Source organism: Comamonas sp. 26 (assembly GCF_002754475.1).
In the GTDB taxonomy this organism is placed as follows: domain Bacteria; phylum Pseudomonadota; class Gammaproteobacteria; order Burkholderiales; family Burkholderiaceae_C; genus Comamonas.
The window spans coordinates 1275453-1297316 of the sequence record NZ_PEFL01000001.1 but is presented as its reverse complement, the minus strand read 5'-3'; the positions used below and the strand labels follow the sequence as shown (position 1 = coordinate 1297316).

General features: G+C 58.4%; 13 protein-coding genes and 5 tRNA genes. 7 read left to right on the top strand and 11 right to left on the bottom strand.

Annotated elements, in window-relative coordinates:
• Positions 1–3 precede the first annotated feature (3 nt).
• The 8 genes from rseP to rpsB form a co-directional block, all read right to left on the bottom strand.
• A complete protein-coding gene (gene rseP / locus CLU84_RS05915) occupies positions 4–1374 on the bottom strand; it encodes an RIP metalloprotease RseP (protein ID WP_099736391.1) in 1371 nt (456 codons plus the stop codon).
• 102 nt (positions 1375–1476) lie between these two features.
• Complete coding sequence (gene ispC, locus CLU84_RS05910; protein WP_099736390.1) at positions 1477–2655, bottom strand: 1-deoxy-D-xylulose-5-phosphate reductoisomerase; 1179 nt, start codon at positions 2653–2655, stop codon at positions 1477–1479.
• Entirely contained in the window at positions 2652–3509 is an 858-nt protein-coding gene (locus CLU84_RS05905) for a phosphatidate cytidylyltransferase (protein ID WP_099736389.1), read from the bottom strand. The genes ispC and CLU84_RS05905 overlap by 4 nt, the downstream gene beginning before the upstream one ends.
• Positions 3510–3523: 14 nt before the next feature.
• Positions 3524–4261 (bottom strand): polyprenyl diphosphate synthase, encoded by a 738-nt coding sequence (gene uppS, locus CLU84_RS05900; protein ID WP_099736388.1) that lies wholly within the window; start codon positions 4259–4261, stop codon positions 3524–3526.
• A 24-nt stretch (positions 4262–4285) separates the two neighbouring features.
• On the bottom strand, positions 4286–4846 hold the full coding sequence (frr, locus tag CLU84_RS05895; protein ID WP_099736387.1) for a ribosome recycling factor: 561 nt from the start codon (positions 4844–4846) through the stop codon (positions 4286–4288).
• 36 nt (positions 4847–4882) lie between these two features.
• On the bottom strand, positions 4883–5605 hold the full coding sequence (pyrH, locus tag CLU84_RS05890; RefSeq protein WP_099736386.1) for a UMP kinase: 723 nt from the start codon (positions 5603–5605) through the stop codon (positions 4883–4885).
• A 93-nt stretch (positions 5606–5698) separates the two neighbouring features.
• A complete protein-coding gene (gene tsf / locus CLU84_RS05885) occupies positions 5699–6589 on the bottom strand; it encodes a translation elongation factor Ts (RefSeq protein WP_099736385.1) in 891 nt (296 codons plus the stop codon).
• 108 nt (positions 6590–6697) lie between these two features.
• Positions 6698–7450, bottom strand: a complete 753-nt coding sequence (gene rpsB / locus CLU84_RS05880) for a 30S ribosomal protein S2 (protein ID WP_099736384.1) — start codon at positions 7448–7450, stop codon at positions 6698–6700.
• Between the two features lie 227 nt (positions 7451–7677).
• Here rpsB and CLU84_RS05875 point away from each other — a divergent pair, with 227 nt between their 5' ends.
• Positions 7678–9066: an amidase gene (locus CLU84_RS05875; protein ID WP_099736383.1), complete on the top strand. Its 1389-nt coding sequence runs from the start codon at positions 7678–7680 to the stop codon at positions 9064–9066.
• A gap of 98 nt (positions 9067–9164) precedes the next feature.
• A complete protein-coding gene (locus CLU84_RS05870) occupies positions 9165–10739 on the top strand; it encodes an NAD(P)H-hydrate dehydratase (RefSeq protein ID WP_099736382.1) in 1575 nt (524 codons plus the stop codon).
• A 180-nt stretch (positions 10740–10919) separates the two neighbouring features.
• Here the strand turns inward: CLU84_RS05870 and rnr are convergent, their stop codons facing one another.
• A complete protein-coding gene (gene rnr / locus CLU84_RS05865) occupies positions 10920–13805 on the bottom strand; it encodes a ribonuclease R (RefSeq protein WP_369826809.1) in 2886 nt (961 codons plus the stop codon).
• A gap of 61 nt (positions 13806–13866) precedes the next feature.
• Here rnr and CLU84_RS05860 point away from each other — a divergent pair.
• The 5 genes from CLU84_RS05860 to CLU84_RS05840 all read left to right on the top strand — a co-directional run bounded on the left by CLU84_RS05860 (position 13867) and on the right by CLU84_RS05840 (position 14860).
• Positions 13867–13951, top strand: a tRNA-Leu gene (locus CLU84_RS05860).
• A 145-nt stretch (positions 13952–14096) separates the two neighbouring features.
• A tRNA-Leu gene (locus CLU84_RS05855) sits at positions 14097–14181 on the top strand.
• Between the two features lie 142 nt (positions 14182–14323).
• A tRNA-Leu gene (locus CLU84_RS05850) sits at positions 14324–14408 on the top strand.
• 140 nt (positions 14409–14548) lie between these two features.
• Positions 14549–14633, top strand: a tRNA-Leu gene (locus tag CLU84_RS05845).
• A 142-nt stretch (positions 14634–14775) separates the two neighbouring features.
• Positions 14776–14860: transfer RNA gene (locus CLU84_RS05840), tRNA-Leu, on the top strand.
• Positions 14861–15026: 166 nt separating this feature from the next.
• Here the strand turns inward: CLU84_RS05840 and CLU84_RS05835 are convergent.
• Positions 15027–17687: a DUF349 domain-containing protein gene (locus CLU84_RS05835; protein WP_099736380.1), complete on the bottom strand. Its 2661-nt coding sequence runs from the start codon at positions 17685–17687 to the stop codon at positions 15027–15029.
• A gap of 215 nt (positions 17688–17902) precedes the next feature.
• Positions 17903–21784 carry a DUF748 domain-containing protein gene (locus CLU84_RS05830; RefSeq protein ID WP_099736379.1) on the bottom strand — a complete coding sequence of 1294 codons (3882 nt, stop codon included), beginning with the start codon at positions 21782–21784 and terminating at the stop codon, positions 17903–17905.
• Positions 21785–21864: the final 80 nt, after the last annotated feature.

Here is a 21864-nt window from a genome sequence, read left to right as displayed (position 1 = left end):
AAGTTAGCCCCAGAGCCGATTGATATCGTTGAAAAAGGCGATTGACATCATCAACAGGATTACTGCCACGCCTGCGCGTTGCAGCCTTTCGGCCCAGACATCGGAGACGCTCCGCCCCGTCACGCCTTCCCAAAGATAATACATCAGGTGCCCACCGTCGAGAACGGGTAATGGTAGCAGGTTGAGAACGCCCAAACTGATGCTGATGAGCGCGAGAAACGACAAGTACTGAACCAGACCCATGCTGGCAGACTTTCCAGCGTAATCGGCAATCGTCAAAGGGCCGCTGATATTCTTGAGCGAGGCTTGACCAATCACCATGCGGCCCATCATGCGAAGTGTCATGGAAGACAGCTCCCAGGTCTTCTGCACGCCAGCACCCAAGCCATCCCAGAAGCCGCGGCGCACCTGAACCATCTCGGGCTGGCTGCCGATAAACGCATTCACACGCGCGCTTGCAGGCTGGCCTTCCTTACCAGCCACAATTTCTGGCTGAACTTGCAAAGTGATGCGCTGCCCAGCACGCTCAATCACCCAGGTCTGCACATCCACATGACCTGCCGTGCCAGAAGCACGAATGGCAGCACGCACTTGCGCACCATCCAGAGCTGGCTGGCCATTGATGCTGGTAATGACATCGCCTTTTTTCAGACCCGCCTTGTCGGCCGGGCCACCAGCAACCGCATCTTCAATCACCGGGCTGCTCCAGGCACCCTGCAAACCGACTTTTTCAAAGAAGGCGGCATCAGGCTCTTTTTGCTGCAAAGCGGCAAGATTCAACGGCACCACGCGTGCAGCGCCATTGGGTTGCTGCACGACTTCCAGCTGCAGCGACTCGCCTTCAATCGCCGCCGTAGTCACCAGCCAACGCAAATCACCCATGGCACGCACAGGCTGCCATTCCTGGCCACCGACAGACACTCTTTGCACCCATTCACCGCTCTGCACGCCCGCCGTTTGCAGCAACGACCCAGCAGGTGGAGCCGCCAGTCGTGCAGCGGGCTCGCTCATGCCCAGCCAGTTCACTGCTGCCAGCAAAACAATAGCCAAGAGTAGATTGGCAGCAGGCCCCGCAGCCACGATGAGAGCACGGGAGCGCAGGGGTTGGTTATTGAAAGCGAGGTGTTTTTCTTCGGGCTTAACGTCGCCTTCGCGCTCGTCGAGCATGCGCACATAACCACCTAGCGGCAGTGCAGCCAGCACATATTCGGTGCCAGATTTTTTACTGGTCCAGCTCAGCAAAGGCTTGCCGAAACCCACGGAGTAGCGCAATACCTTGACGCCACAGGCGACGGCCACGCGGTAGTGCCCCCACTCGTGCACCGCGATCAGAATTCCAAGAGCCACAACAAAAGCGACAACAGTCAGCAGCACCTGAACTCCTTTATTTGAATCTCTGCTTGGAGTGCGCAGTAGGCGGCAAGTTCAATCGCCGCCCACGTAATACCTTGCACTTACCCAGTACTTTGCAGTAGATCAGCAAGCCCACTGCTGGGCAATAACACCAGCGCGCTCTCGCGCACGTGCATCCAAATCCATCAAGTCTTCCAGAGTGGAGACTGCGCCAGGTTGCACAGACTCAAGCGTCTGCAGATTCACCGCATGAATGCGGTCAAACGACAAGCGGCGATCCAGGAATGCGGCCACAGCAACTTCATTGGCCGCATTCAGCACCGTGGTTGTACCTTCAGGTGCACGCAGCGCCTGCCAGGACAGATGCAGGCCAGGGAAACGCTGGGCATCAGCCTCTTCAAAGGTCAGCGCAGCCAGCTTGGCAAAGTCAAGCACGGGCGTGCCGCTGGCAATGCGCTCTGGCCAGGCCAGACCACAGGCAATGGGCACGCGCATATCGGGCGTACCCAGTTGCGCCAGCACGGAGGAATCCTTGAACTGCACCATGGAGTGCACGATCTGCTGCGGGTGGATGACGACCTTGATTTTCTCGGGTGTCATGTCGAACAGCCAGCGCGCCTCGATGACTTCCAGCGCCTTGTTCATCATGGTGGCAGAGTCCACCGAGATCTTGCGACCCATGGAGAAATTGGGATGAGCACAGGCCTGCTCGGGCGTAATCTGAGACAGGGTTGAGGGGTCACGCTGGCGGAATGGACCACCCGATGCAGTCAGCAACAAGGAATCAACGCGATCAGCCCAGGTGCTACTGTCTTCAGGCAAGCACTGGAAGATGGCCGAATGCTCGCTGTCAATCGGCAGCAATGTCGCGCCATGGCGCTTGACGGTGTCCATGAACAAAGCGCCGCCAACGACCAGAGCTTCCTTATTAGCCAGCATCAGGCGCTTGCCAGCCTTGGCCGCCGCCAAGCAGGGTGCCAGACCTGCAGCACCCACAATCGCGGCCATCACGGCATCGACATCGGGATGAGATGCTATTACTTCAAGAGCATCTTGCGCCTGCAGTACTTGCGTTACAAGCTCGTTTTGCTTGATTTTCTCAGCCAGCTGCTGCGCATGAGGTGCGCTAGCCATCACCGCAAAGCGCGGCTTGAACTGGGCACATTGCTTGAGCATCAGATCCACTTGCGTGGAAGCGCTCAAAGCAAAAATTTCGTATTGATCAGGGTGGCGCGCCACCACATCCAGGGTATTGGTTCCGATAGAACCGGTAGAGCCCAGAACCGTGATTTTCTGTTTCATGGATGCACAAAGGATGAGAGCATCATCGCCAACGGCAGCGTGGGCAGGAGCGCATCAATGCGATCCAGGACACCACCATGGCCGGGCAGCAAGCCGCTGCTGTCCTTGACACCAACGCTGCGCTTAATGAGGGATTCGACTAGGTCGCCCACCACACTCATCGCAGCCATAAACACTGCGGCCAGCAGCAGGAACCAAAGCCCGCGCGACTGCAGCACCGAATAGAAACTGGGAACGCTGGCACCATAGTGGCGATCAGCCCAGCTCCAGACCAAAGCCAGAACAATCACACCCAGCATGCCGCCCCACACACCTTCCCAGCTTTTACCAGGACTGATGGAGGGCGCCAATTTGTTCTTGGTGAATTTGAGTCCGAAGGTGCGGCCCGCGAAATAGGCGAACACGTCGGCCACCCAGACCAGCACCAGCACCGACATCAAGTAATTGATACCAATATTGCGCGCCTGCACTACCGCCATCCACGACAGCCACAGAGCCAGCACACCGCCCACCAGTCGCACTGCCGAGGGGATATGCGGCCAGCCGGCCACGCCTGCACGAAGCATCAGCACGCCACCGAGGACCCACAATGCACCAGCAGTCAGCCAGACCGTCGTCAAGGACTGGTCAAGCCAGCCCGCCCACCAGGAGCCTGCGCACATCGCGGTGCAGATGGCACCCAGCGCCAGAGAACCTGCCTGTCCAAAACCGTTGAGGCGCCCCCACTCCCAGGCACCAGCCGCCATGAACACCAGCATCAGCACGGCAAATGGCACGCTGCTGCCCGAATAAAACAATGCGGGCAACAGGATGGCCAGCAAAATCAAGGCGGTAATGACGCGCTGCTTGAGCATGGCACCTCTTGTAGTTAAGCCGTCTGAGTGACGGCGGACGATGGTTGAATTTGTTCTGAAGTCTGGCCAAAACGCCGCTCACGACCACTGAACACAGCAATAGCCTCATCCAGCGCAGCCTCGTCAAATTCGGGCCACAGGGCATTGCTGAAGAACAGCTCGGTGTAGGCAGCCTGCCAGAGCAGAAAGTTGCTGATGCGAGTTTCACCGCCGGTGCGAATCATCAGATCCGGGTCCGGCACATGTGCCAGAGCCATGGCTCGGTCCAGATTCTCGGGCGTCAGCTCCATCCCTTGCGCCACCAATTTTTGCGCGGCCTGGGCAATATCCCAGCGACCGCCATAGTTGAAGCACACATTGAGAATCAGGCGCGTGTTGTGCGCCGTGGTGCGCTCTGCCTCTTGCAGACCTGCGCGCACCTTGTCGCTCAAGCCCTGACGGTCGCCCACGAAGTACAGACGCACGCCATCACGACTGAGTTGCGCGACTTCCTTGGCCAGAGCCGATGCCAGCAGGCTCATGAGACCAGAGACCTCTTCCTGCGGACGATTCCAGTTCTCGGAAGAAAACGCAAACACCGTGAGAACCTGCACGCCGCGCTCCACGCAAGCGCGAGCACAGCGGCGCAGGGACTCCACACCTTGCTTGTGACCCGCAAGGCGCGGGAGCAGTCGGCGCTTAGCCCACCGCCCATTACCATCCATGATGACGGCGATATGGCGCGGAACCGCGCCGTTTTTTGAGGATGTCAAAAGTGCAAGTCCTGTGGCCAAGCCTCAGACCGCCATGATGTCCTGCTCTTTGGCAGTCACCAGCGCGTCGATCTCGGCAATATGCTTGTCGGTGATCTTCTGGATATCAGCCTCAGAACGCTTCTGATCATCTTCAGAGGCTTCCTTGTCCTTGACCAGCTTCTTCACGCTTTCGTTGGCATCACGACGCAGATTGCGAATCGCAATCTTGGAGTTTTCGCCCTCATTGCGAGCCAGCTTGGTCATTTCCTTGCGGCGCTCTTCGCTCATGGGTGGCATGGGCACGCGGATCAGATCGCCCAGCGATGCAGGGTTCAGACCCAGATCGCTTTCGCGAATGGCCTTTTCAACCTTGGCACCCATGGGCTTTTCCCAGACCTGCACGCTGATGGTGCGCGAATCCAGCAGGGACACATTAGCCACCTGAGACAGGGGCACCATGGAGCCGTAGTACTCCACGTGAATTGTGTCCAGCAGTGCGGGATTGGCACGACCTGTACGCACGCGCGAGAGGTTGTTCTTCAGAGCCTCGATGGATTGACCCATCTTGGTTTCAGTGTTCTTTTTGATTTCAGCAATCGTCATGTTCTTGTTCCTTTGCGGGCGGTAGGCGGCAAACGCTCAAGCGTACACCAGAGTGCCTTCGTCTTCACCCATGACCACGCGCAGGAGTGCGCCGGGCTTGATGATGGAGAACACGCGGATTGGCAGCTTCTGGTCACGGCACAGCGCAAAAGCGGTAGCGTCCATGATGCCCAGATTGCGGGAGATGGCTTCATCAAAAGCCAGTTTGTCGTAGCGAGTCGCTGTGGAATCCTTCATGGGATCGGCCGTGTACACGCCATCCACCTTGGTGGCCTTCAGAACCACTTCAGCGCCGATTTCGGCACCGCGCAGCGCAGCGGCTGTATCGGTGGTGAAGAAGGGGTTGCCTGTACCAGCGGCAAACACCACAACCTTGCCCTCTTCGAGGTACTGCAGCGCCTTGGGGCGCACGTAGGGCTCAACCACTTGCTCAATCGCAATCGCAGACATCACACGGGCTGTCATGCCCTGCTTGTCCATGGCATCAGCCAGAGCCAGCGCGTTCATCACGGTTGCCAGCATGCCCATATAGTCGGCCGTTGCGCGATCCATGCCGACCGAGCCACCTGCCACACCGCGGAAGATGTTGCCGCCACCGATCACTACGGCGACTTGCACACCCACCTTGGTCACTTCCCCGATTTCAGACACCATGCGCTCGATCGTGGCACGGTTGATGCCGAACTGGTCATCTCCCATTAACGCCTCCCCCGACAGCTTGAGCAAAATTCGCTTATGAGCTGGTTTGGCGTTGGACATGGTGTTTCTCCGATGGAAATTAAATAAGTATGAAAACGGGAGGGGAATAAATCAATCGCGGCTCAAGGCCGCGATTGTTGCTAAGGCTTAGATTTAAGCGCCAGCCTTGGCTGCAGCCACTTGGGCAGCCACTTCAGCAGCGAAGTCGTCAGTCTTCTTCTCAATGCCTTCGCCCACCACAAACATGGTGAATGCCTTCACGGTTGTGTTGGCAGCCTTGAGCATCTGAGCCACGGTTTGCTTGCCGTCAGCCGCCTTCACGAAGACCTGGTCAGCCAGGGAAACTTCCTTCAGGAACTTCTGCACGGAACCGTCAACCATCTTGGCGACGATGTCAGCAGGCTTGCCGGATTCAGCGGCCTTGGCTTCAGCCACAGCGCGTTCCTTGGCGATCAGATCGGCAGGCACGTCAGCGGAAGTCAGAGCCACGGGCTTCATGGCAGCCACGTGCATTGCCACGTCCTTGGCAGCAGCAGCGTCGCCTTCGAACTCGACAACCACGCCAATGCGTGTGCCGTGCACGTAAGCGGCCACAGTGCCGTTAAAGGCCTTGAAGCGGCGGAAAGACATGTTTTCGCCGATCTTGCCGATCAGGCCCTTGCGCACGTCTTCCAAAGTGGGGCCGAAACCGTCTTGCTCGTAGGCCATAGCGCCCAGAGCTTCCAGATCTGCGGGGTTGTTTTCAGCGACCAGCTTGGCAGCGGCGTTAGCCATGGCCAGGAAGCTGTCATTCTTCGACACGAAGTCGGTTTCGCTGTTCACTTCGATCAGGCCGCCCTTGCCGCCGTCGATGAAAGCAGTCACAACGCCTTCAGCGGTCACGCGGGAAGCAGCCTTACCAGCCTTGGTACCCAGCTTGACGCGCAGCAGCTCTTCAGCCTTGGCCATATCGCCATCAGCTTCGGTCAGAGCCTTCTTGCATTCCATCATAGGGGCGTCGGTCTTGGCGCGCAGTTCAGCGACCATGCTTGCAGTAATTGCCATCGTATTTCTCCAGTATCAGTTCGATTCGTTACAGGATTTCGGCTAAAAAAACGGGGCTACTTAGAGCCCCGCTTTTTTTCGCGATGCGGTCGCGCAGCCGGACTTCGCTTAGGCGGCGGACGCTTCCACTTCCACGAATTCGTCGCCGTTGTCACCAGCAGCAGCCTTCACCACGTCGTTCAGACGGGCTTCACGGCCCTCCAGGATAGCGTCAGCGATACCGCGGGCGTACAGCTCGACAGCCTTGGCGGAGTCGTCGTTACCGGGGATCACGTAGTCGATACCTTCGGGGTTGTGGTTGGTGTCAACCACGCCGACCAGAGGAATGCCCAGCTTCTTGGCTTCAGCGATAGCGATCTTGTGGAAGCCCACGTCAATCACGAAGATGGCGTCGGGCAGACCGTTCATGTCTTGAATGCCGCCGATGTCCTTCTCCAGCTTTTCCAGTTCGCGAACGAACATCAGCTGTTCCTTCTTGGACATAGCTTCCAGGCCAGTTTCTTGCTGAGCCTTCATGTCCTTCAGACGCTTGATAGAGGTCTTCACGGTCTTGAAGTTGGTCAGCATGCCGCCCAACCAGCGCTGGTCGACGAAAGGCACGCCAGCGCGCTTAGCCTCTTCAGCCACTGTTTCGCGGGCTTGACGCTTTGTACCGACCATCAGAACGGTGCCGCCGTTAGCTGTCAATTGCTTGACGAACTTTTGGGCGTCCTGGAACATCGGCAGCGACTTTTCCAGGTTGATGATGTGAATCTTGTTGCGGGCACCGAAGATGAACGGAGCCATCTTGGGATTCCAGAAACGAGTTTGGTGACCAAAGTGGACGCCGGCTTCCAGCATCTCGCGCATTGTTACTGCCATGTTAATTACCTCAAAGGTTGGGTCTAAAATCCGGCCCAACGATTGCAGCGCCCCATGAACGGGAAGCCGCAACACCTTGAATAGGCCGGTTTGCTATTTGCCTTGCTGACCTGAATGCGAGAGCTGTCGCAGGCAAAAGCGCCGCTGCATCAACCACCCTCAGAGCTTTTCAAGTTACCCCTCACGGACTAACCCTTAGCAAAGCCGCAAAATTTTAGCACACTGCCATGCAATTCGACCTCAGTCACGCAGCTCTTGAGATTCGCGAAGGCCGCAACAGCGCCTCAAACCTCATGCAAATGAGCATCGCAGCCGCGCAAAGCCCTCTGTGCGCCCATGTTTTCAGCCAGACTTTTTTTAACCAAGCGCGCTGGGCCGCCGCAGAAACACCAACAACAGCCCCTCTGGCGGGCTTGGCTATTTCCATCAAAGACTTGTTTGACACGCAAGACTCAACCAGCGCAGCCAGCTCACGCGTGCTGCAGGATGCCCCCGCTGCCCAGGCCGATGCCGCCGCCGTTGCCAGCCTGATTGCCGCAGGTGCCGCAATCATCGGCCGCACACACATGGTGGAATTCGCCTTCTCAGGTGTGGGCGTCAACCCGCACTTTGGCACACCCGCCGCACTCGATGCCCGCCACCCCGCCAACCCACAACTGGCACCCTCGCGCCCGGCGCGCATTCCCGGCGGCTCTTCGTCTGGCGCAGCAGTCTCCGTCGCCAGCGGGGCTGCATGGGCTGCCCTCGGCTCAGACACTGGTGGCTCCATTCGCATTCCTGCCGCGCTCAATGGCCTGGTAGGCTTCAAAAGCACGGCGCGCTTGGTGCCTACCGATGGTGCCGTGCCTCTGTCTCCCACGCTGGACACCGCCTGCGCCCTGACCCGTAGCGTGCGCGATGCCGTGCTGATTCATGAAATTCTGGCCGACCGTAAGGTCGCCAAAGATGATCGCAACCTGAGCCAATGGCACCTGGCCGTGCCCCGTGCCGTGTTTTTTGATGACATCGATCCCGCTGTTCGCACCGCCTTTGATCGCAGCATTGCGCAGTTGCAAGCCGCTGGCGCGCAAATTGAGTGGATTGATCTGCCAGAGTTGCATGAGCTGGACCGCGTCAACGTCATCGGCGGCTTCTCGCCCACCGAAAGCTATGCCTGGCACCGCCACTTTCTGCAAGACCCCGAAAAAGCGGCGCTGTACGACCCACGCGTGCGCTCCCGCATAGAGCGCGGTGCTCGCATGAGCGCGGCCGACTACCTAGATTTGCTGGCTGCCCGCAAACACTGGATCACCCAGATGCAAAGCGCCATCGCACCGTACGACGCCCTGCTCTCACCCACCACCCCCATCGTGGCACCCACCATTGCCTCGGTAGCTCCCGCCGATGGCAAAGATGCCGCCGCCGATGCCCAGCGTGATGAGGCGTTTGTGCGCGTCAACGGTCTGCTGCTGCGCAACACCAGCGTGGTCAACATGCTGGATGGATGCGCCCTGTCACTGCCCTGCCACAACGCCGACGAACTGCCCATGGGCCTGATGATCTGGCACGCAGCCCTGCACGACGATGACGTGTTGAACATCAGCGCAGCCATTGAAGCTGTTTTGAACCCCAATTAACTACTGTTTTGATAGCTTCAAGCGCTTATCAATCAAGCGCTAGCGGTATAAAACATATCAAATTTTAGAAATATGCAGCCTGGCGCTATGCTCAATTCATGCTGCGCATTTCCTCCCTCGACACTCCTTCTGCCTCCATCTCTGGCGATCAAGGCTGGCCGCTTTTCAGCACCGCAGCCACCCGCCAAATAGAGCGAGCCTGCGCAAGCCGCCTGCCACCCCACACCTTGATGGAGCGCGCAGGTCTTGCCATTGCACGACTGGCCATGGCCATCGCCCCATATGCCCAGCGCATCTGGATTGCCTGCGGCCCTGGCAACAACGGAGGCGATGGGTTTGAGGCTGCCGCTCAACTCCAAGCGCGGCTACCACACACCCGCATCATGGTCAGCGAGGTGCGTGAGCCAAGCCAACTGCCTGCCGATGCACAAATCTCATGGGACAAGGCCCAGCAAGCGGGCGTGCGATGGGTCAACAACTGCCCCTGTGACCTGGGCCCGCAAGACCTATGCATAGATGCACTACTGGGCATAGGCCTTACCCCTCGCACTGACCGCAAACCCTCAGACGCAAACCAGCGCCTGCAGAAATTACTCGAGCAAGTCACCCAATGCGCTTGCCCGGTGCTGTGCATCGACATTGCTTCAGGCCTTGATGCAGATACCGGCCAATATCTGCAGGAGTTTGCACCCCACACCATTGCCGACCCAAGTCCGCGCCACACGCTGGCTCTGCTGACATTGCAGCCCGGTCTGTTCACAGCACAAGGCCGAGATGCCTGCGGGCAAATCTGGTGGGATGACCTGGGTTGCGGCATTGCCGGCCATCAGGCGGACGCATCCGCCCCTCAACCCGTTGCGCATCTCAGCACCATTGCCAATTTGCAGACCCAACCCCGTCAGCACACCAGTCACAAAGGCAGTTTTGGCGATGTCGCCGTGCTAGGCGGCGAAGGCCTGAGCCAGCGCGGCCTTTCCATGGCTGGCGCTGCCTGGCTGGCGGCACTTGCAGCCCTGCACAGTGGCGCTGGTCGCGTCATGCTGGCTCTGCTGGATGAGTCACCCGCGCAAGGCATTGCGCCTTGGCCAGAAATCATGCTGCGCCAACCATCTGCACAAGACTGGAGTCAGCCTACGGTGGTTTGCGGCTGCGGAGGTGGCGAAGCCGTGCAAGCATCGCTGCCGCACATATTGGAGCAAGCCCCGCAACTGGTACTGGATGCCGACGCACTCAACGCCATTGCCGCCAGCCCGGCACTGGCCCAGCAATTGACTGCGCGCGCAGCGCGCCAGCAACCCACGATATTGACGCCTCACCCGCTTGAAGCCGCGCGCCTGCTACAAACCAGTACAGCAGCCATTCAGGCCAACCGCCTGCAAGCCTGTCTGCAGCTGGCGCAAAAATTTCAGTGCACAGCCTTGCTAAAGGGCTCGGGCACGGTGATTGCCAATGCACAACGGCAAATATGGATCAATTCCAGCGGCAACGCCCGCTTGGCCACGGGCGGCACAGGTGATGTGCTTGCCGGCCTGATCGGCGCACTATGGGCGCAAGGCTGTAATGCCGACGACGCTGCCATTCAGGGCGCCTTCAAACACGGCCACACTGCAGATCAATGGCCTGCAGATCGACCTTTCAGCGCCAGTGCACTGGCCATGCACCTCAAGCCGTAAGAGTGGCCAACACAACCCCGCAAACCCCAGGTTTGCAGTTGCAACAAGGCGCGAAGCCGCAGGCAGTACAAAAGGACGGCAAGGCAAAGCAGCGCTATAGCAAGAGTTGTGTTTGCAGCGCTCAATAAAAAAGCCTTGCCATTATCTGGCAAGGCCTTTTAGCTATCAATACAGGACTAATTAAGACTCAGTCTTGCGCTTGCTAGTCTTGGCTGCAGGCTTGGCCTTGGCCGATGCCGCTTTGACGGGAGCCGCCTTGGTTGAAGCTGCCTTAGTTGAAGCCGCCTTAGCCGCAGGCTTTGCAGGCGTTCTAGCAGGCGCTTTTTCAGCGGCTTTTTTAGTCTCGCTCGCAGAAGTCTTCGTCGCAGTTTTAGCGGTTGCCTTGGCTGTAGCCTTCACAGGTTTAGCAGCCTTGGCAGTTTCCGCAGATACAGCGGATGCCACAGGAGCAGAAGGCGCCAGCAAAGCTGCAACCTTCTTTTTAGGCGCAGTCTTGCCTGTTGCCTTAGCTTCTGCCTTAACTACCGTCTTATCTTCCTCTTTAGCTGTAACCTTCTCTGCCGCCTTCGCCGCAGTTTTGCGCGGCTTGCTGGCAGCTGGGGCGGGCACCGCTGCCGGAGCTGGAGGCTGCACCACCACAGGAGCAGTCTTCGCCGCCCGACGCTCGCGGTCATACTCAGCCTCCAGCGCTGCCAGATTCACGCTTTCATGCAAAGGCTTCTGGGCCTCTTTGCGATCTTTCCAGCTCTTGTTCTGCTCGGGTGCTCGCGCCGGGGCGGGCGACTGGGCTGCATTGCGCTGCGCACGATTGGACTTGGCATCCCGGCGACTCCATTTATCACCACTACCACGCTCATCGCGCGGCGCACGTGCCTCACGGCTATCCCGACCATCACGTCCGCCACGGTTTTCGCGGCGACCACGGCCATCATCCTTGGCTTGAGTACGAGCACCGCCACCATGACCAACGCTGCCGTTGCTCTTAGCAACCCCAGCTCCAGTATTACTGCGGGGCGATTGCACCGGTGCATCTTCCCCGTCACGCAACAGACGGAAGTCAATGCGGCGGCCATCCAGATCTACACGACTGACCTGCACGCGCACTCGCGCGCCAATGCCGTAACGCACTCCCGTGCGCTCGCCGCGCAGCTCCTGGCGCGCCTCGTCAAAGCGGAAGTAGTCGCCACCCAGCTCGGTGATGTGCACCAGCCCTTCCACATACATGGCGTCCAGCGTCACAAAGATGCCGAAAGTGGTGACCGAAGAAACCACGCCCGAGAATTCTTCACCCAGATGCTCGCGCATGTATTTGCACTTGAGCCAGGCTTCCACATCACGACTGGCTTCGTCAGCCCGGCGCTCATTGGCACTGCAGTGCAGACCCGCAGCTTCCCAAGCCTGAAAATCCTTGGCTGCAGAGCGCTTCTTGCGCGGTTTTTGATCGGGAGCAACCACACGTGACGCGAGGCGCTTTGCCATCTTGGCCTCAGCCTCACCCGGCGCTGGCAAGTTAGGTAATTTGTAGTGCGTGCCGTTCAGCTCAGCCTTGATGACACGGTGCACCAGCAAGTCGGGGTAACGACGAATCGGGCTGGTGAAGTGGGTATAGGCCTCAAACGCCAAGCCAAAGTGACCCGATCCCTCAGGCGTATAGAAGGCCTGCATCATGGAGCGCAGCAGCATGGTGTGAATCTGCTGCGAGTCAGGGCGATCCTTGGTCGCCGCAGCAATCTGCTGGAACTCCTTTGTAGTCGGGTTCTCGCTGATGCTCATGCTCACACCCATGGCTTTGAGATAGTTGCGCAGGATTTCCTGCTTCTCCATCGAAGGCTTGTCGTGCACACGAAACAGACCCAGCTGACCGCTCTGATCGATAAAGTCAGCACTGCAGACGTTGGCCGCTAGCATGGCTTCTTCAATCAGCTTGTGCGCATCATTGCGGGTGCGCGGAATAATTTTTTCGATGCGGCCATTGTCGTCGCAGACGATTTGCGTCTCTGTAGTTTCAAAGTCTACCGCGCCGCGCACTTCGCGTGCCTTGAGCAGCGACTGGAAGACGCCATACAGATTCAGCAGATCTTGCACGCGGTCTTTGCGCTTGGCAGCTTCCTGACCACGGGTATTGGCCAAAATAGCCGCCACCTCGGTATAGGTAAAGCGCGCATGACTGTGCATGACCGCCGGATAGAACTGATAGGCGTGAATTTCGCCCTGCGACGTGATCAACATGTCGCAGACCATGCACAGACGATCCACATCAGGGTTGAGCGAGCACAGCCCGTTGCTGAGCTTTTCCGGCAGCATAGGAATCACGCGGCGCGGGAAATAGACGCTGGTCGCGCGGTCGTAGGCATCTATATCAATGGCGCTGCCCGTGGTCACATAGTGACTCACATCCGCAATCGCCACGAGCAGACGCCAGCCCTTGCTGCTACCCACCTTGGCAGGTTCGCAATACACGGCATCGTCAAAGTCGCGCGCGTCTTCGCCGTCAATCGTGACCAGAGGAATATCGGTCAGGTAAATGCGCCCTGCGTGATCAGCGGGCAGCACCTTCTCGGGCAAGGCCTTGGCCTGCTCCAGACAAGCTTCTGAAAAGATATGCGGCACGCCGTATTTGCGCACCGCAATTTCAATTTCCATGCCGGGGTCATCAACCTCGCCCAGCACTTCAACAATGCGGCCCACGGGCTGACCAAACAGCGCAGGCGGTTCTGTCAGCTTCACGACCACGATCTGCCCGACCTTGGCCGAGCCTGTGGCCTTGGCAGGAATCAGAATGTCCTGACCGTAGCGCTTGTCTTCAGGGGCTACCAGCCACACACCGCTTTCCTGCAAAAAGCGACCAATGATGGGCTGATCGGGGCGCTCCACAATCTCCAGCACACGCCCTTCGGGACGGCCGCGGTGATCTTGACGCGCTATGCGCACCTGAACTTTGTCCTTGTGCAGCACCGCACGCATCTCGCTGGATGGAAGGTAAATGTCACGCTCGCCATCGTCACGCACGACAAAGCCATGGCCGTCGCGGTGGCCCTGCACAGTGCCCAAAACTTCTTCATTCATACCGGCAACTTTTTCGCGAGGGTTCATTTTCTTGATATACAATCTATGTCTTTCCTGAGATGCCCAGGTGGCGGAATTGGTAGACGCACTAGTTTCAGGTACTAGCGGGTAACTCCGTGGAGGTTCGAGTCCTCTCCTGGGCACCAAGTTTAACGACAACCTGCAAGGGTTGACACAAACTTGGAAACATTCCCTTCCGGCAGTGTTTAAAGCCTAACGGCATCTTAGAAAAAATAGAAGATTCGGTTTTAAGGCAAGAAATTGCTTGTACAATACGAAGCTTCCCTGAAAGCCCAGGTGGCGGAATTGGTAGACGCACTAGTTTCAGGTACTAGCGAGTAACATCGTGGAGGTTCGAGTCCTCTTCTGGGCACCAAATACAAAAAGCCGTTGCATGCAAATGCAACGGCTTTTTCGTTTCTTGCACCCTCTTCCTCACATCCTCATATTTCTTGAAAAAATCGCGCCGACCGGCCTGAGCACTGGTTTTCCCGCTATATAATTCGATTACTCTGAAAGCCCAGGTGGCGGAATTGGTAGACGCACTAGTTTCAGGTACTAGCGAGTAACATCGTGGAGGTTCGAGTCCTCTTCTGGGCACCAAATACAAAAAGCCGTTGCATGCAAATGCAACGGCTTTTTCGTTTGCAGCCCCCTCCTTCACCTACCGCACATTTTTGAAAAAAGTGCAGCAACTCACTTGAGCGCTGATTTTCCCGCTATATAATTCAATCACTCTGAAAGCCCAGGTGGCGGAATTGGTAGACGCACTAGTTTCAGGTACTAGCGAGTAACATCGTGGAGGTTCGAGTCCTCTTCTGGGCACCAAATACAAAAAGCCGTTGCATGCAAATGCAACGGCTTTTTCGTTTCTTGCACCCTCTTCCTTACATCCTCATATTTCTTGAAAAAATCGCGCCGACCGGCCTGAGTTCTGGTTTTCCAGCTATATAATTCGATCACTCTGAAAGCCCAGGTGGCGGAATTGGTAGACGCACTAGTTTCAGGTACTAGCGAGTAACATCGTGGAGGTTCGAGTCCTCTTCTGGGCACCAAATACAAAAAGCCGTTGCATGCAAATGCAACGGCTTTTTCGTTTACCCCAATCAACGCCTGAGCTTCAGCCTCCGCAATAAGCTGGGCCATAAAAAAAGGGAGCCCGATGGCTCCCTTTTACATTTGGCGTTTGCTGCCGCCACTGCGGGCAGCAGCAGCCATCGCTTACTTGCGCAGCAGCTGCTTCAGCGCAGTCTGCAAGCGGCGGGCAGAAGCCTCGTCGCTGGTGCTAGCCAGCACAGTTGCCACATCCTGACCCCATGTCTGCTGGGGCGACGCCTCATTGCGGCGCGTCAGCATCTGCAATTGCAGCGCACGACGTGCGTTCAGTTGATCGGCAGGGGTGTGCACATCGGCAGCCATTTCAAGGCGCAGCAGCGCTTCAGCAGCATTGCCCTTGGGAGCAGCAACCACAGCAGCAGACCATGAAGTGCGCACAGGAGCTGTCACCTTGCCACCCAGTTGCTGGGCCGAAGGCAGCTGCTCTGCATCACGCGCCTGCCAGGCACTCAGCAGCTGCGTCAGCGCTTCGCCATGGGCTTGAGCTGCCAGCTTGCGCAGGGCTTCCTGAGCATGTTCCACCGCATCGCGCTGGGCACGGAAGGCTGGATCAGCCAGACGTGGACCACGATCTTCACGGATGAATTCACGCGAACCACGACCCATGTCACGGCTATCACGACCGCCGCGATCACCACCACGGGCACCGTCACGACCACGACCGCCATCACGGCGATCTCCTGGGCGACCACCAACAGCAGGAGCCGCTTCCTTCTTCATGCCAGGGCGGTCATCACCGCGCACAGCCACCACAGGGCGGGCAGGCTTGGCAGCCACAGGAGCTTCAGCAACTGCTTCTGTTTCAGTAGCTTCAGGCGCTTGATCTGCCTTGGCTTGCGCCTGATTTTCTTCAGACTTGGCAGCAGCAGGCTGAGCCTTGATGGCAGCTTCCAGCTCGGCCAGAGCCGAGCGGATCTTCTGCGCATCACCGCTGGCGTTGGCAGCTTCCACAGACTTGGAAGCTTCCATCACGCGGCGGTCATGCTCAGACAATTCCACAGCGGGCGCACGCGAACCACGCTCCACGCTCTTGCGGTTGAACGCATCATCCAGAGGCTTGCGGAATGCATCCCACAGCTTTTGCTCGTGCTTGCGATCCAGCGGCACCACCTGTGCTTCGGCTTGCCAGCGTTGCTGCAGCGCCTTGACAGCATCAATGCGCAGGCTGGCAGCTTCACCCAGAGTCGTTGCCTCGCCAATCATGGCGTGGCGGCGATCCAGACTGGCCTTTTGTGCAGCTTGCAAAGGCGCTTCGGCAGCAGCCATCGCTTGCTTGAACAAGGGCTGCAGTTCAGCAAACAGCTTTTCGCCGATATGGCCGCTTTCGCGCCAGCGCTCACCAAACTGGCGCAGTGCGCGCAGCATGTTCTTCCAGTCCTGGCTGGCAGCGTTTTCAGCAGCCCATGCCTTGATTTCTTCCACCAGAGCCAGACGTTGAGTCTTGGCTTCGGTGCTGTCCTGACGAATCTTGTCGTGCCAGGACTCGACCACCTTGTAGGCAGCGTTGCAGGCCTCGTCAAACTTCTTCCACAGCGCATGGTTAGCCATGGCACCTTGGTCAGCCAGCTTCCATTGCTCACGCAGGTTACGCAGGGTTTCCTGAATCTTGCGGCCACCCAGCACCTGACCGTCTGGACGGTTGAGCATGGCTTCAGCCTTGGCCACCAGTTCTTCACGCAGCTTGTCTGCGTTCTGGCGCAGCCAGCCAGCAGCTTCACCGGCAGCGATCAGGGCTTCATGCACTTCGCTCACCAGAGCCTCGTCCACAAAGCGGCCATGGGCCTTAATGGCAGCGCGCATGGCTTGCACGGCTTCAGAGCCTGCCTTGCTGTTGCCAGCAGCCGTTTCAGCCTTCAGCGCTTGCAGCGCCTGGTTCAGGCCGACCTTGGCAGCTTCGACCTGCTCAGGCGCAGGCTTGCCACGACCACCAGCCGCAGGACGGGCTGCAGCGGGCTTGGCAGCTTCAGCAGCAGCCGCTTCAGGCGGCAGGCCACGGGCCACGCGGATTTCATCGGCCCAGACGGGCACGGAAGGCAAAGGTGCGGCTTCGTCAGCGGCAGAAGCCTCGGTTTGTGCCAGTGCAGACTGAAAAGCATCCCAAACCAGCGCCAGCTGTGCGGATGCTGCTTCCAATTGAGGGGGGAAACGGCTGTCCACGCTGGTCCAGCTGGCGTCGCCAGTCAGTTCCTTGGCCTGGTCTTGCCAGCGGGCCACATCGGCGCCCAGTGCCTCAAGCACGGACTTGGCGTCTTTCCAGGACTTGGTAGACAGCACTTCGATGCGCTGAGCCAGCAGCAAAGCCACTTCGCGCTGCACCTGCGTGCGGTGCTGCAGGTCTTCCACAGCCTTCACACGCTCGGCCAGCTGGGCCTTGAACTGCGACAGGGGCTCGCGCGACAGCGCGGCGCCAGCCTTGGCGGCATCACGCTGCCAGGCTGCGGCAGCTGCTGCATCAAATGGCGTTGCAGCCAGCAGAGCCTGAGCCTTTTCGGCCCATTCCACAGAAATTTTTTCCTGATTGGCGGTGCGACGGATTTCATCCAGACGCTCACGCACTGCGCGGGCGGCGCTCTTGTCGCCCTTGCTCAGTTCTTTGTGAACGTCCTGGAGTTGCTCAACCGTGGGTTGAGTGGCCAGCCAATCGCGGATGCGCGCAGCGCGATCACCCGAGGTTTCGGCGGAGAAAGCACCACCTGTCAATGCATCCAGCGGATGTTGCTCAGAATTCTTGGCAGAGGCCGGGTTCACTTCAGATGCATCAGACATGGTGCTGCTAGGAGAGATAGATGTCATGTAGGGGTCAGAAAATGCTTGGAGGCCCTCGCAGTCAACGCTGCAACAGACCCATGCCAACCCACATGAGGGCAGGCTTTCCAAGCTCAAGCCCAAGCATCTTCATGCTCGGGCAAAGCGGTATTTTCGCCTTTATTTAAAGGCAAGCCAAAAAATGCGAAATCACAAAGGATTTCGCATTGCTTTTTTCATTGTGCAGACAGACTCAGCTGAGCGCGCGGCGTCCAGTCCTTATCCTTCACATCGAGCTTGGGAGCGCCCAGAAACAGACGCTCCAGAGGCAGCTGTTGAGTGGAAAGATAGTCACGTACCGCCACCCCACGCGCCAGCGCCAGCTCGCGCATGGCGTCATCTGGCACAGTGATGCTAGCCACCAGCAAATCCCTCATCTGGTCAGCGGGCAGCTCTTTGGCCATTCCGACCATGTTGCGGGGCTTTTTGATGTCAGCGCGGCCGTAGATCGCTTTGAGCAACGCGGGACGCTCGGCATTGCTGATTTCAAGCACCTCGTCACCACTCTTGCCTTCACGAATCGCTGCACGGCGCTTCTGGGCCAGCAGCAGTCTATCGAGCTCAACCGATTTCCAGGCTTCCTTGTCCTCCGCCTCACGCGCCTCTCCCACCACCGTCATCTTGAGCGCCGGACGGTCATTAAGCGATTTGACGATTTTGGCCAGTTGATCCTTGGCCTTGGCATCAAGCAGCGCACTGCCCGGTGCAAAACTCACCCCGCCGGTCTCATCACCGCCCGAGAACGCGCCCGACAGCAATGCAAACGGCGCAGTCACGGCTTTCATGATGATGTTGCCCAGCACCTTGAAGACGATGGGCGCCAGACGGAACTGAGGATCGTTGAGCGAGCCGCTCAGCGGAACATCCAGATCAATCACGCCATTGCGGTCAGACAGCAAAGCCACGGCCAGCTTGACTGGCAGCGATGCGGGCGCGCCTTCGACCTTGTCGCCAAAGGTCAGCTGGCGTAGCACCAGTTTGTTGGATGCGGTGAGCTGCCCATCGGGCTGCACTTTGTAGTTCACATCCATATACAGCTTGCCGCGCTCAATGCCGTAGCCCGCGTACTTGATGGAGTAAGGCGACAGCGGCGACAGCTCCAGGTCATTCATCTGGGTACGGATATCCAGCGCCAGCGGTTTAGCCAGCGGGTTGATCTTGCCGCCAATATCCAGCGTCGCTGTGCCTTGCGCCTTGCCCTTGATCTCCAGATCGGCCATTTGCGGCTCAGCCTGGCCCACAGGCGCTTCAGACGAGAAGGCGCTCAGGCGGCCTTTCAGCTCGCTCAGATCAGCCGAGTAATTGGGCTGAATGAAATAGTCAGAGAACTGCACCTTGCCACCGGTCAGCACGATGGGGCCGACCTTGATGACAGGCGCAGGGCCACTGTCTGCAGGCTTGGCGGGTTCAGCCACAACCACAGCCTTATCCGCCTCAGGCTTTCCACCTGCAGCCACTTTCGCGTTGCTCTGCTCGTTCTGCTCCACTGATTGCTCGGACTTTTCGGTCTTCACAATGTCCTGCAAGTTGATACGACCGTTGCGCTGCACGATAACGCGGGCAAAAAAATCGCTCAGTGCCGTCTCGCGCACGCTCACGCGCAGCGGCTGAGCGGGTTGCATATTCAGGTCCAGACCGCGCAGGGCCAGTGTCTTCCAGGCCAGCAAATCGTCGCCCAGCCCCAGACCGGTCTTGGCCGCCATGGCCTTGGCGCGGTCAGCAGTGGAATCGTTGAGCACTGCCGTCAGCGCGCCCTTGGCCGTGGTGGGTTTAACTGCCTCTTCCTGCACGGGCGCAGCCAGTGTGGATCGCATGCGCAGGTCGTTCAGCTCTACATCGCCCTGCACAGCAACTTGCGGGCCCTTGGCATGGGCCAGATAGTTGACCTTGCCCCTAAAATTGCCGTCCGCACGAACTAGGTCCACATTGAGTTTGTGGCCGAAGTAAGGCTCGAACGCATGCAAAGGCACAGCCCGGGCCTGTAACTGCCCTTGTGCAGACACAGGCGTCAGGCCAAACTGGCCCTTAAACTGAAGGTTGCCCGCCTGTACGCGGCGATTGGCGGCCAGCTGTGCCGATACTTCCAGCGACGTAGGCGCGGCCTTGGTCGCCAGCGGCTCTAAAGCACCCAATCGCACACGCAGCGCGCTCACATCCAGCTGCACAGGCTGAGCAGCCTGCCCTTGCACAGGCGCGGCATCGCGGAGCTGCACCACACCGCCATCCACCGCTATCGCAGCCAGCTTGACGGACCAAGGCTTGCCCAGCTCCGCTTTATCAGCCTTGGTACCCGGCTTTGCCGCCTTGGCTCCAGAAGCTGGCAACCAACGCTCATACATCCAGTGGCCTTGCGCATCGCGCAGCGCGGCCAGCTGGGGTTTTTGCACGGCGATCGATTCCACCTGCACCTGCTGCGCAGCCAGATCGACTTGCACACCCGTCACCTTGATCTGCTCAACCGCGACGGGGGCTTGCTTGTCTTGCAACTGCAGCTTGTCTGCTGTCAGCTCTGCCACCCGCGCCACCACACCGCCCTCGCCCCAGGAGACTTCAGCATCGGTATTGAGCATGGCGCTCAGCTGCGGCTTGAAGTGCGCCTCAATATAGGGCTGCACCCACTGCAGCGGCAGTTGCTCCAGCTTCAGCTTCAGCTTGCCGTCTTTCACCGTGGCTTGGCCATCTACCGCCAGTCGGGCTGCGCCATCGGCATTGACTTGCTCGCCAGAATGCAGGCCAGTCGTTGCGGTCAAATTCAGCGGCTCGCTCATGGGCCAGGCAATGTTCTTGACCTGCACGGCCAGCGGTGCCAGGGTCAGGGCCGCAGGCTGAGCGCCAGTGGCAAGGTCTTGCCAATGCACGGTACCGCTATCAATATCGAACTGCTGCACGCTGACTGTCAAAGGTTTGGCAGGCTTTTCAGCTTTTTTTTCCGCCTTGCCAGGAGTCTCTGGCGTTGCTTGCGCCTCTGCCGCGGCAGGAGCCGCGGCTGTGTTCAAGCCCAGCCAGTTGATCACCCCTTGCGCATTACGGCTGGCGTGTACCTCAGGCTTGACCCAGCGCACAGCCTCCAGCGCAACCTGGTTTTGCAGCGGCTGCACGTTCTTGAGTTGAACTTCTAGCGCCTCAAAGCTCAGCAGCGGCGCATTCTGGCGATCCTGCAACTCCACGCCCGACAAGGTCAGCTTGCCGCTGACACTCACCACCGGCTGCTCTTTTTCTTCAAAGTGAATCTGCAAGTCCGTATCCAGCACACCCGAACGCGGCAGAACCGGCACGCTGGCGGGTACATAGCCCAGATAAGGCGTGAGGTCGATCTTGTCCCACTTCAGCGTCATTGCCGTCTGGCGACTATCGGTAAACGGCGTGCTCTCGCCCGAGGTATCGAACTGGCTGCCATTGAGGTCAAACGCCAGATGCGGCAAGACCTTGATCTCACGCTTGGACTTCAGATTGCTGATGAAAGGAATGCTCAGCTGCAAGCCCTTGAGTTCATGCTTGCGCTGCACAGACTCATCATTGAGCTCAACACGGCCATCGCGCAGCGCAATGTTGTAGAGCGCAAAGTTCACCGGCTTGGACGGCTCTTCGTCCTTGGACTCGGAGAGCTTGGCGATCACATCATCAATATCAAGCTTGCCCAGCGAATACTGAGTCAGGCGCACCACCGGCGCATCGACCTCGATGGCATCCAGCACAGGGGCCAGCCTGAACAGAGACTGCGCACTGGCATTGACAAAGATGCGCTTGATTTCCAGCTGGGGCTGGGCTGCAGATTCAAGGTCTTTTTGGCCTTCAGCGCTTTGTGAATCAGTACTTTCAGCTACTTTTTTAATCGCTTTATCAATCACCAGATCATGCAAGGTGATGGACAGTGACCATGGTGAAAACTCAATCTTGCCCACATGCACGCCGCGACCGAGCTTGTCTGAGGCCTGTTTTTCCAGCTGGCTCTTGGCCACTACGGGCACCACGGCCCACAAAAGCAGCCATAGCAGCAAGAGGACAAGAACAGACCCGAGCAGCCGGCGCAACCAGCGATTCGATGTGAGCAATGACATGGGTATTTTTTAATTCAAGCAAAGGCTGAAAGCCCCTCCGGCTTTCAGAAACAGGGCGCATCAAACGCCAGAGGACAACT